The organism is Bacillus sp. GMa5/1 (assembly GCF_050172015.1).
Classification (GTDB): domain Bacteria; phylum Bacillota; class Bacilli; order Bacillales; family Bacillaceae_G; genus Bacillus_A; species Bacillus_A cereus.
Window position 1 is genome coordinate 1 of record NZ_JBNLYC010000139.1, and the last position, 10,786, is coordinate 10,786.

Below are 10,786 nucleotides of genomic sequence, written 5' to 3' on the forward strand. Positions count from 1 at the left end.
TTCTTTTAAAGAAAAATTAAAAGAAGAGGGGGGACAAGTCCCTCCTCTTTGTTTACAATATAGGGATGTTATACGTGAATAGAGGTAGGGAGATTATAAGTAAGTATACAGTGGCGTTTAATGGTTCATAGAAACAACATTAAGAGGAGTAGAAATATGATCAACACCACTTTTAAATAAAGAGGATTTATTAAAATATCCTATCATGTTAATAACAAGTTTACATGAATCTTTATAAAGCATTATGACCAACCATGAATAAATAGTTGGCTATAATGACCTTAAAGATCCATATCTTTTAATCCAGGACTATGCTCATTTGGTATTTCAGGAAGTTCTGGTACAGGAAAACCTTTTGGCGGGTCAGTTACTGCTAATGTTCCTTTGTTTCTACTTGGTGATTCACCTTGGAATATTTCTCCCATTCTTGTTGGATCTAAGCTAAAATTAAATTGTGCGTTATGGAACCCCATGTCTACATACTTTCTGCACTCTGGGTATTTATTAATATCATAGTTCGGTACAGGGAAGAGTTTCCCCCATTCAACACCCAATGTCTCTAAAGCTTTCGCAAAAGCATTTTGATGTGCATTATCACGTACAATTAAAAATGCAAGTGTTTCTCTAAAAGTTTGATTGGAACTCATTTCATAAATTCTAGTTTTTTGAAGTACACCTGTAGATTCGAGTACTACGTTATCTAATAAATCGCTAATTAAGTTTCCATGACTATATACCCAAGAGCCATTCCATGGGTTGCCAGCTGCATCAACAGGCAATGAACTTTGAGCACCTACAATAAAGTGGTGAGGATTTGCATGTTTAACCGCTTCATCAAGTGGTGCTGTGTCAATACCAGCATTTCCTGGCGTAGGTTCACCAGATCCAGTTAATAGTTGATTAATTGTATGTTGTACAAGTTCTACATGGCTTATTTCCTCTAAAAAAACACCTCGAAGTAAATCACGATATTGCTTCTCTTTACCTCTAAAATTTGAGCTTTGGAAGAAGTATTGCATCATTGTACGCATTTCGCCATAATGCCCACCTAATATTTCTTGTAAAACTTTTGCAGCAGCTGGGTCTGGTTTATCCGGCTTAATCATATTAATTATTTCTTCTTTATAATAAAACATGAAGGACACCTCTTTTTAAGTTAGTTAACATTGTTATCGTGTCCGCTATTTGGTTAATTAATACTTTAATTCATTTTTTTACCAATTAATTATTACCTCAAAATGCAAAGTTTTTGGAAATAACTATTTTAGATGTGAGATGAAAATGGGGGATAGATACTTAGCATTTAATAAAAAGATAAGATTATGAAATGTAATCTTATCTTTTCATTAAGAATAATGAATTGTAGCTTCAAGGCTTCAGAATGACTTTTATACAATCATCTTCACGATTATTAAAAATTTGATAACCGTAGCTCGCTTCTTCAAGGGGGATTTTGTGTGTAATAATCTCTTTTGGATCAAATTCTTTATTTGTTATTTTTTTAAATAGTTCTGGCATAAAATGAATGACAGGTGCTTGTCCCATTTTAAGATTAATATTTCTAACCCAAAATGCTCCGAGTGGAAATGCATTATAATTGCCACCATAAACGCCAGTCATTTGAACCGTTCCATATTTTCTTACAGCTTTCGTAGCAATTTGAATAGGGCCGAGAGTTCCGCCTTGTAATTTCAATTTTTGTTCCAGAAATTCTAGTGGCGATTTTTTTCCATCCATTCCCACGCAATCAATGACTACATCAGCACCGCCATGTGTAATTTCCTTTAAATGTTCTCCCATATCTGGAAATTTTGTAAACTCAAATACCTCAACGTTGTTAATCTTTTTTGCATAATTCATCCGATAATCTAAGTAATCCACTGCAATTACACGTTTAGCGCCTTGCATCCAAGCAAATTTTTGTGTCATTAATCCAACAGGTCCACAACCAAGGACGATAACAGTATCACCTGGCTTAACGCCTGCGTTTATTACACTCCAATAGGCTGTAGGTAAAACATCTGATAAAAATAGTAGGGATTCATCTTCAAGCTCGCATGATTCCGGTATAACAAATGGAGTAAAATTGCCAAATGGAACTTTTAAATATTCTGCTTGTCCGCCTGGATGATTACCAAATTTCTCCGTATAACCAAAGTATCCACCAGAATCGTAATGAGGGTTTGAGTTATCACATTGACTTTCCATTTCATGTTGGCAATAGAAACAATGTCCACAAGAAACGTTGAAGGGGATGACAACACGATCGCCTTTTTTCACTTTAGTGACATCTGGCCCGACTTCTTCAACGATTCCCATTGGTTCATGGCCGATAATGTATCCTTGAGGTAAGGGCATGTTACCTTGATATAAATGTAAATCAGAACCGCAAATAGCGGTTGAAGTAATTCTTACAATAATATCATCTTTTTTCTCTAACTTTGCATCATCAACTTGTTTAACTTGTACTTGATTTGGTCCTTGATAGGTTACAGCTTTCATCTCATATCTCCTTTTGGATTATGTCTCAAAACATAATTTTATTTAATCTCTTGGTGAAATAGAAATCTTTCTTTTATTTACTGAAGGGAATTAGGAAGTATACATAGTGTTGTTATGAAAGTATGTTATATCAGTTATTCTTTCTTATATGTTTTGCCCTACTTTAAGAAAAAAATCAATTTTTATTCATAATCTAATTTCCATAAAAAGGATAATTATTATTTCATAATTTGTAGCATATTAAAAACATCGGAGGTGAAATAAGATGGCAAACAATAATAGTGGAAGTCGTAATGAATTGTTAGTTCGAGGTGCTGAACAAGCTCTTGATCAAATGAAATATGAAATTGCACAAGAGTTTGGTGTACAACTTGGTGCAGATACAACAGCTCGTGCAAACGGATCTGTTGGTGGCGAAATTACAAAACGTTTAGTAGCAATGGCAGAACAACAACTTGGTGGTAGAGCTAACCGCTAAGTAAATTGGCTTAAAATATAGCAAATATGTAAATCAATTTCTTTTGTGTATTCATAAAAATAAAAAACCTTATATTAAACAGGTACTCACTCAAAGATTATTGATAATCTTCTTTCATAATCTTTGAGTATTTAATTTGTAAACTACTTTCCTAAACAATAAACACGCGGTGTTGGAAAGGTGTTTTACATGCATAGTAGAAAATCTTTTGCAGGAAAAAGCATACTTAAAAATTTGATTTCAATATTGAAATCAATATTTATTATGATATTTTCGAAAGGTAGGAATTTAAAAATGGGTATATTAAGTGGAAATCCTCAAAATGAACCGTTACATTACGGTGAAGTATTTGACATTTGGAGCTATCTTCTTGCTGCACAGGGTGCGATTGCAAGCCATCAAGTATTTATGAATCATACAGGTGATGAAGACTTGAAGAAGTTTTTAGAAGGCTTAATTGAAAATGATATGAATTCGGAAATAGAAGAATTAAAAGCTCTTTTAAAGATTAATGGGGTCGCTTTACCGCCTGCTCCTCCAGAACGACCAGTTGCATCTATTGAAGACATTCCTCCGGGAGCGCGTATTAATGATGTTGAAATTGCTGCTGCTGTTTCTGCAGGATTAGCAGCTGGACTTGTGACATGTAGTCAAGTGATGGGAAAATGTCTTCGAGAAGATGTAGGGATGCTATTTGGCCAATTTCATATGAAAAAAGCGCAGGCAGGTGTAACTCTGCTACGTTTAAGTAAGAAAAAAGGGTGGGTAGTTCCACCTCCGTTACATGTAAGAAATTCTGATCAAGCTTAATAAACAAAAATAAAAAAGTGGCATTGGCCACTTTTTTATTTTTTAGATGTATCCTCAAGCTTGGATTTATTTATTGTGGAAGAATCTATATATTCATCTGATATTTCCATAGCATATTTATCATGATGAATATGATTGCGATTTTTTAATTCATCGTCGTTACGTAGCACTAGCCTCTTCATATAAATATGGAAGAAAACTTCTGTTCCACCAATAATTAAAGCGGCTATAAATGAAGAAAGTCCAATGTTACGAGTAGCATCTAAATTAGTAAACAAGGATGTTAGTAACCAAGTTCCGAAAAAGCTTAAGCCGAAATCTGCCATTGTAGCAATCATATTTCCGTATTTAGGTAAAATGAAGAGGTCTCCGATTAAATAGGCAGCTCCCGTAAGAAAAAGAGAAATTAGTAATACTCTAGGAATTGAAATGCCTTGAAAGATACTGAGCATGATTAGCAATACTGCAGTTATCGCTGTGTATTTAATTAATAAGGCAACAATATGTTTCATCATTTTCCTCCATTGTTTAAACGTATATGGAATACAATATTTCATTAAAAACGGATTATGCTTTTATATAGCGTAACCCGTTTTAATCACCCCTTAATGGTAAGAAGTACAACCTGGGTAAGAAGCAGGCTTATACTATGGATAGTATTTGCGGAATATCGAGCTTTATTCATAAAGGGTAGTTCCATTCTTATAATAGAGATGTTGCCTAAGTACAGTGTTTTTTCATATTAAACTTAATATTCGTTGGTGTTTTGATTCATTAATATAAAAATAAACAAAGTATTTCCGCATTTAATGCATCTTTTTATCTATATATTTTCCGTAATCAGGTACAGCAATTTTATCAAATTCTTGAACCAGTGTTTTGAGGCTCGTTGATAGCAATTCACCTGACATTGGTATCCCATGTCCAGTAATAGCGACTAGAGGCTTTAATTCTTCTAATTTAATGACTGATTCTTTAGCGGCTTTCCAGTCTGTTGTTAAATAACGAGGAGGACCGCTTATTTCCTGTTCTTGAGTTATTACTTTATACAGATACTCCTGTTTCACTGTAACAAAAGCGTCCCCAGCAATTAAAGTTCGGTCTTTCTCTCGGAATAATGAAATATGCCCAGGAGTATGCCCTGGTGTATGAATCCATCTAAACTCTGGCATATGGGGAACAGTTCCATCGATAGGTAGTGCTTTTACGCTATTTCCTAAATCAATCGGTTCATTAGGGAACAGGGGAGACATTTTCGCTACCATACCACCTTCAACTGTTGGATCTGGTTCAGGATAGCTTTGTTGTCCAGTCAAAAACGGTATCTCCATTTGATGGGCATAGACTGGAACATCCCAATATTTAATGAGTTCAATTATTCCTCCAACATGATCAAAATGCCCATGAGTTAAAATAATTGCTTTTGGACGGCTATTTGTACCAAATCGCTCCTCAGTAACAGAGATAATTTCATTTGCACATTTAGGCATTCCAGCGTCAACTAAAACAAAATCATCGGTATGCGGATTCCCAACAAAACATATGTTGACGATTTGAATCGTGTAACAAAATAAATCAGGTAATACTTCGAGGCCATGACCACTTTCAATTGAAGTTGCTGGAATAAACTTATAATCACTTCCATAATTCATCTCATTGTCCACTTTTTATCCCCCTTAATATGTTTCAATACGACATTATAGTTCCCTAATTTCTCAAATCCATTTTGGGGGATTTGAGAAAAGAATTAGTGGGGATTACAAAAAATAAAAATTAAGGTGGAGACATATCAATTTATATAAAGTGCAAACAGAAAATATTGATTTCACAAGTGTAGTTTTTACTATTTTTTGAGGAGGGGTTATGAGTTAATAAAAGGTTCATCTGAATATTTTAATGTAGGTTTATAAAGAATACAGAACAGTAGCTAATAGAAATCCATTAAATGAGGCGATTACTTGTACCCATGCTTTTCATAATCAAAGGATATTTAAGTTTTGTGATGTAATTGAGATTGAGTAAATTATGCTTTTCAATAGCTATTAACAGCCCTTTCAGTGATACTAATATCTCTTACTAGCTATATGATATATTCTATTTTTTATCTAACTAACGCTCTTAGTGTAGTTGGTGTCCTTGCATTGAGTACTTCATGGTTTTTATTCATTTTCACATGTTTCATCCGAAAGAAAAACGGAAATCCCTTCTTTATTAGAGATAGGAAATTCCGGTTCATCTTTTTTATAAACAGTTCAATTGTATTTCAAATTCACATGATGATTCGGTAAATCACCTTGGATAAAGTAGGCTTTATTGATAGCGAATCTGTATTTCTTGATTAATTACTGCCTATTCCTCATACATCATTTTCCTCGTCATTCCACCGTCTACGACAAGGTTTATACCTGTAACAAAATCATTTTCACTGGCTGTTAAATACAGACAGGCTCGTGCAATATCATCTGGTTTTCCTACACGCTTTGATAGATGCTGTTCATGATCAATTTTACTTAATTTTGAATAATCTCCGGTTTCAATCCAACCTGGGGAAATAGCATTCACTGTAATCCTATCTTCGCTAAATGAGGCTGCGAGCGCATGTGTAATAGCAACGATCCCACCTTTTGTGGCAGCATAAGATTCTGAATTTGGCTCAGACATAATCGCCCTTGTAGAGGCGATATTCACAATAGATCCACCTTCTTTGTTATGACGCATATACTTTGCTGCTTCACGCGAACCCAAGAAAACACTTCTTAAGTTTGTATTGATCACATCGTCCCATTCTTCTAACGAAATATCGTAAGGGGACTTGAATAACTCTTTTCCTGCATTATTAATTAAAATATCTATCTGACCGTATGTTTGATTAGCTACTTCCATTAATCGAATAATATCTGTTTCCAGCCTTACATCTGTTTGTACGAAAAGTGCTTCTTTACCCTGTTCTTTCATCTTAGTAACTGTTTTTGCACCTGCTTTTTCGTCTATATCTGCTAAAATAACATTGGTCCCTTTTTCTGCATAATGTAAAGCAATTTCTCTCCCAATTCCATTTCCAGCCCCTGTTATGATCACTGATTTATTAGAAAAATTCATTGTAATTACACTCCTTTAAAAAAATATAACGTCTTTATTTTTTTATATAACATACAAAAATTATCCTTCTGCATAACCAATAGTTAATTAATTATGCTAGTATTTTTACTCTTCACTAATAAAAGGAGTAATTATCTTTTTTTCATAAGAAGATAACACAATATTCGTTGATGGAGTACCATATTGCATTGAATCATCAATAAATTGTTCTAAACTTTCTACAGAATGTGTTGCTATTTTGACAATATAGCTAATTTCTCCTGCTACTCTATAACACTCGAGTACATCTGGATGATTATAGCAAAAGTTAGATAATGATTTACAATTTGTTGATTTAAACAGTATAAGTGCAGAAATTGGACGATTTATTTTTTTTAGAGAAACATGTGCATGGTAACCTTCAATAATTTGTTGTTCCTCTAACTTTCGTACTCGCTCAGTTACTGACGGGGAAGATAAGTGAACCGCTTCCGCTAAATCCTTCATTGAAATTTTTGCATTTGACTGTAATAGTCCCACGATTTTTTTATCAATTTGATCCATAAATTACCCAACCTTTTTTTATAAAATAGAATAACCTAAATTCTTTATAAAATAAAGCGGAACAATCAAATATCCTTATTGAACTTATTTATCAGCCTTCTATACTTGTATAAAATAAGGGTAGAAGGAGGCGGTTTACGATATGAAAAAGATTTTATTATTATTAGCTGACGGGTTTGAAGCAGTAGAAGCTAGTGTATTTACAGATGTACTAGGCTGGAATAAATGGGAGGGAGATGGATCAACCGAGGTCGTAACAGTTGGTCTTCGGAATAAATTAACTTGTACTTGGAATTTTACTGTCATACCGGAAAAAACGGTTGATGATATTCAATTAGATGAATTTGATGCACTAGCTATTCCAGGAGGATTTGAAGAGGCTGGTTTTTATCGGGATGCATACAGTAGAGAATTCTTACATGTTATTCAACATTTTTATGCCAAGCAGAAGCCTATTGCCAGTATTTGTGTTGCATCATTAACGCTTGGCAAAAGTGGAATTCTTGTAGGTAAAAAAGCTACCACATACAGTCATCCAACGAGTAAACGAAAAGAGCAGTTAAAGAATTTTGGTGCAATAGTACAAAATGATTTAATAGTACAAGATGGAAATATTATTACATCATCAAATCCAGGCACAGCTTTTGATGTTGCGTTTTTATTACTTGAAAAATTAACATCTAAAAAGAATGCTGAACATGTAAAGGACCTTATGGGATTTTAGGCATTTATTCTTTTTGTGAGTTTTTTGTGCTTGCTAGAAGTAATGTGAAAAGTCGCCGTGCTCTAGCTCTATTTGCTGAACCCGAGGAAAAAGAAAAAGGGTTTGATTATTACAATACTTATAATAGGAGAATTTTTATGATTATAACACTTTTCACATATATATTGTTAGGTTTATCTTTAGCGATACCTGCAGGTGCTATGACAGTCCAAATGACGAAACAAGGAATGAGAAATGGTTTCGTACATGGTTGGTTTGTAGGTATAGGAGGAATGACTGTAGATTTATCTTTAATCGTCCTGATTTATCTAGGGTTCTCTAGTGTATTAACCAATCCATGGGTAGAAACAGTTATGTGGCTCCTAGGTTTTATATTTTTAATGTTTATTGGAATAGAAAGCATTAAAGAAGCAAAGTCGGAAGTTAACATAGATGGAGAAGATCCTAATAAATCTTTATTATCAGCTTATTTATCTGGTTTTATGATTGCTATATCACCGGCTAATATTGTATTTTGGATAGGGGTCTTTGGCCCGGTTCTCGTTTCTTCATTAGGTAATGCAAGTACATCTACATTTATATTAATAGCTGTAGGTATTTTATTAGGTATCTTTATGCATGATATGATCTTATTAAGCTTTGTTCATTTTACTAGACGTTTTCTAAATCCAACCTTTATTAAAAGAGTATCTATATTTGCCGCAATAGTCCTATTCGGATTTAGTGGTTATTTTGGTTATGAGTTTATAAAACAAGTAATGACTTTTATCTCAAAAGCATAATTCTTATAAACTTAAATAGGGTGGTTATAAGGTAAATGAAAAAGATACGTATTTTAAACGTAACATAATTGTAAATATGTTATATCACGTAGGCAACCCCTTAGGAATTCATTGATCCCTAAGGGGTTTTTAAATTCCTTACACGTAGCCTTTAGAAAAAAGAAACGATCTCAACTATAATTGATATTGTATGAGCTTAGCTCGATAGCTGGGGTACTACCCGCATTTTAACGAAAATATACGCTAAGCAAATTTCGATATAAAAGAAGCCGAATTTTCTACGCTAAGAAAATTTCGGCTTCAATTCGTTATAAGTTAGTTGCCACTTCGTTTTCTCCATATTCTTTCACTATTTTATAAAAAGTATTTTTCTTTCGTTTCAATAGCCCCGAACTTAACTCCCGTTAGTTTTCTATTTTTTTGTTCTCTTCGAAAATTCTTCTTATGTAATCTGTTGCGATTGCTTGTAAACAAGTTCTTAAGTCCTGGCTTAAATAGTGATACATTTGCAGCTGTCTTTTAACGTATTCTTGTTGTTTTAAGTTTAATTTTTTGATCATATCAATCACAGCATCATATTCGAAAAAGAAATGTTTTTTGTTAACTTCAATTATAAAAACATCATTTTGAACAGGATTTTCAAAGAAAAATTGCTCAAAGAATGTAGGGTGGGTCTCGTTATGCACAAGTTTTAACATAGATTATTGCTCCTTTAACTGTATGATTTTATATTGTGTTAACTAATAATATTTTTAAGATGGAGTAGCACTACATCGCTATCAAGCTAAGAAATACATTCTTTCTCAACACGTAAAAAAATGAACTGGATTTCTATGTACAACTATGAAAGGATGAAATTTTCGTTTTGGGGATACTTCAAAATCTTAGGTTGATGGACATGTATGGTGCCCCATAATTGAATCTTCTATTATTAGATATTATTTGCTTAAAAAAGCTTGCCATTAATGAAAATGGCAAGCTTTTTATCTTTATAAGTAATATTTCACTACATTAAATTAGAAATTAATTAGCTCGTTCTAATTTTTATATAAAAAGGAAGCAAAATCGTAATCAACTTATTTTGCTTCCTTTTTCTAACAGTCGTAAGTGTAATGACTATTCTTTCCAAGGTGAATGTAAAACGCAATCACAGAAATTTTTGCGTTTAAAGCCTGGAAGAAGTAACGAGCAAACATCTGCTTTAATGTTTCCAAAAGTAGTTTCAGGTTTATGAGCGAAACCTTCAAGGAAAGCAGGAAGGATTTTTTGTTTGAAATTATCTCGAGGGAAAGCAGATACAACTTGCTCGCGAATTTCCTCTGAAATTTCGTCATATCCATCCCCCATAACATCGTATCCTACTCCAGAATAAATTAATGAAACTTGGGGTTCTTTATATTCAGCAATTCCAATCGTTGTGTGAAGTGCAATCGAATCCCAAACCAGTCTAATTGACTCATTATCCATGCCATGTTGTTGCAGAAAACTACGTGCAGCATTTGCACCATCTACTTCAAAACGTTTGTCTGGACTACTAAATTTCTTTGTAAGTCCAAGATCATGGAATAGAGCGCTAACATATAATAGCTCTTCGTCATACTTAAGATTAGCTTTTTTCCCTTGAAGAGCACCGAATAAGTAAACACGATTTGAATGATTCCAAAGTAAATCGTTACCATATTCACGAAGAATTTCTTGCGCCTCTACTGCTATTTTACTATCTGGAATTACTATACCTGCAACTGTTTTTTGCATATAAATTGCCTCCTATAAATAATTGATATTGTCTAATTTTCTTGCTAGCTCATGAGCTTAACTTAATTATATAAAGCATCTATTATTTATCAA

General features: G+C 33.5%; 12 protein-coding genes. 4 read left to right on the forward strand and 8 right to left on the reverse strand.

Annotated elements, in window-relative coordinates; all coding sequences use genetic code 11:
* Positions 1 to 281: 281 nt before the first annotated feature.
* Together ACQGSG_RS22535 and ACQGSG_RS22540 are read right to left on the reverse strand one after the other, a co-directional pair.
* A complete protein-coding gene (locus ACQGSG_RS22535; RefSeq protein WP_098605830.1) occupies positions 282 to 1,136 on the reverse strand; it encodes a manganese catalase family protein in 855 nt (284 codons plus the stop codon).
* 232 nt (positions 1,137 to 1,368) lie between these two features.
* Positions 1,369 to 2,502, reverse strand: a complete 1,134-nt coding sequence (locus ACQGSG_RS22540; protein ID WP_000649093.1) for a zinc-dependent alcohol dehydrogenase — start codon at positions 2,500 to 2,502, stop codon at positions 1,369 to 1,371.
* A gap of 265 nt (positions 2,503 to 2,767) precedes the next feature.
* Here ACQGSG_RS22540 and sasP point away from each other — a divergent pair, with 265 nt between their 5' ends.
* Both sasP and ACQGSG_RS22550 read left to right on the forward strand, forming a co-directional pair.
* The gene (gene sasP, locus ACQGSG_RS22545) at positions 2,768 to 2,980 is read left to right on the forward strand and encodes a small acid-soluble spore protein, SasP family (protein WP_000002840.1); all 213 of its coding nucleotides are present in this window, start codon (positions 2,768 to 2,770) and stop codon (positions 2,978 to 2,980) included.
* 294 nt (positions 2,981 to 3,274) lie between these two features.
* Positions 3,275 to 3,790 carry a DUF3231 family protein gene (locus tag ACQGSG_RS22550; protein ID WP_002101091.1) on the forward strand — a complete coding sequence of 172 codons (516 nt, stop codon included), beginning with the start codon at positions 3,275 to 3,277 and terminating at the stop codon, positions 3,788 to 3,790.
* Positions 3,791 to 3,825: 35 nt separating this feature from the next.
* Here the strand turns inward: ACQGSG_RS22550 and ACQGSG_RS22555 are convergent, their stop codons facing one another.
* From ACQGSG_RS22555 to ACQGSG_RS22570, 4 genes are all read right to left on the reverse strand, one after another.
* Positions 3,826 to 4,302 carry a YndM family protein gene (locus ACQGSG_RS22555; protein WP_000680670.1) on the reverse strand — a complete coding sequence of 159 codons (477 nt, stop codon included), beginning with the start codon at positions 4,300 to 4,302 and terminating at the stop codon, positions 3,826 to 3,828.
* Between the two features lie 294 nt (positions 4,303 to 4,596).
* Positions 4,597 to 5,454, reverse strand: coding sequence for an MBL fold metallo-hydrolase (locus ACQGSG_RS22560; RefSeq protein WP_098605832.1), 858 nt, complete (start codon positions 5,452 to 5,454; stop codon positions 4,597 to 4,599).
* Between the two features lie 685 nt (positions 5,455 to 6,139).
* Positions 6,140 to 6,889 (reverse strand): glucose 1-dehydrogenase, encoded by a 750-nt coding sequence (locus ACQGSG_RS22565; protein ID WP_325843174.1) that lies wholly within the window; start codon positions 6,887 to 6,889, stop codon positions 6,140 to 6,142.
* A 105-nt stretch (positions 6,890 to 6,994) separates the two neighbouring features.
* On the reverse strand, positions 6,995 to 7,432 hold the full coding sequence (locus tag ACQGSG_RS22570) for an Lrp/AsnC family transcriptional regulator (RefSeq protein ID WP_000372089.1): 438 nt from the start codon (positions 7,430 to 7,432) through the stop codon (positions 6,995 to 6,997).
* Between the two features lie 142 nt (positions 7,433 to 7,574).
* Here ACQGSG_RS22570 and ACQGSG_RS22575 point away from each other — a divergent pair, with 142 nt between their 5' ends.
* Together ACQGSG_RS22575 and ACQGSG_RS22580 are read left to right on the forward strand one after the other, a co-directional pair.
* The gene (locus ACQGSG_RS22575; protein WP_000722336.1) at positions 7,575 to 8,156 is read left to right on the forward strand and encodes a DJ-1/PfpI family protein; all 582 of its coding nucleotides are present in this window, start codon (positions 7,575 to 7,577) and stop codon (positions 8,154 to 8,156) included.
* Between the two features lie 137 nt (positions 8,157 to 8,293).
* Positions 8,294 to 8,938, forward strand: coding sequence for a LysE family translocator (locus ACQGSG_RS22580; RefSeq protein WP_000587494.1), 645 nt, complete (start codon positions 8,294 to 8,296; stop codon positions 8,936 to 8,938).
* A 404-nt stretch (positions 8,939 to 9,342) separates the two neighbouring features.
* On the opposite strand, the gene ACQGSG_RS22585 is transcribed toward ACQGSG_RS22580, so the two are convergent.
* Both ACQGSG_RS22585 and ACQGSG_RS22590 read right to left on the reverse strand, forming a co-directional pair.
* Positions 9,343 to 9,636 (reverse strand): hypothetical protein, encoded by a 294-nt coding sequence (locus ACQGSG_RS22585; RefSeq protein WP_325843172.1) that lies wholly within the window; start codon positions 9,634 to 9,636, stop codon positions 9,343 to 9,345.
* Positions 9,637 to 10,054: 418 nt separating this feature from the next.
* Positions 10,055 to 10,693 carry an HD domain-containing protein gene (locus ACQGSG_RS22590; RefSeq protein WP_001174225.1) on the reverse strand — a complete coding sequence of 213 codons (639 nt, stop codon included), beginning with the start codon at positions 10,691 to 10,693 and terminating at the stop codon, positions 10,055 to 10,057.
* Positions 10,694 to 10,786 lie beyond the last annotated feature (93 nt).

Bases quoted from the DNA above. Each gene is read 5' to 3' on its own strand.
- ACQGSG_RS22535 (WP_098605830.1), bottom strand. From the start codon at position 1,136: ATGTTTTATTATAAAGAAGAAATAATTAATATGATTAAGCCGGATAAA.
- ACQGSG_RS22555 (WP_000680670.1), bottom strand. From the start codon at position 4,302: ATGAAACATATTGTTGCCTTATTAATTAAATACACAGCGATAACTGCA.
- sasP (WP_000002840.1), top strand. From the start codon at position 2,768: ATGGCAAACAATAATAGTGGAAGTCGTAATGAATTGTTAGTTCGAGGT.
- ACQGSG_RS22550 (WP_002101091.1), top strand. From the start codon at position 3,275: ATGGGTATATTAAGTGGAAATCCTCAAAATGAACCGTTACATTACGGT.
- ACQGSG_RS22580 (WP_000587494.1), top strand. From the start codon at position 8,294: ATGATTATAACACTTTTCACATATATATTGTTAGGTTTATCTTTAGCG.
- ACQGSG_RS22575 (WP_000722336.1), top strand. From the start codon at position 7,575: ATGAAAAAGATTTTATTATTATTAGCTGACGGGTTTGAAGCAGTAGAA.
- ACQGSG_RS22570 (WP_000372089.1), bottom strand. From the start codon at position 7,432: ATGGATCAAATTGATAAAAAAATCGTGGGACTATTACAGTCAAATGCA.
- ACQGSG_RS22540 (WP_000649093.1), bottom strand. From the start codon at position 2,502: ATGAAAGCTGTAACCTATCAAGGACCAAATCAAGTACAAGTTAAACAA.
- ACQGSG_RS22590 (WP_001174225.1), bottom strand. From the start codon at position 10,693: ATGCAAAAAACAGTTGCAGGTATAGTAATTCCAGATAGTAAAATAGCA.
- ACQGSG_RS22585 (WP_325843172.1), bottom strand. From the start codon at position 9,636: ATGTTAAAACTTGTGCATAACGAGACCCACCCTACATTCTTTGAGCAA.
- ACQGSG_RS22565 (WP_325843174.1), bottom strand. From the start codon at position 6,889: ATGAATTTTTCTAATAAATCAGTGATCATAACAGGGGCTGGAAATGGA.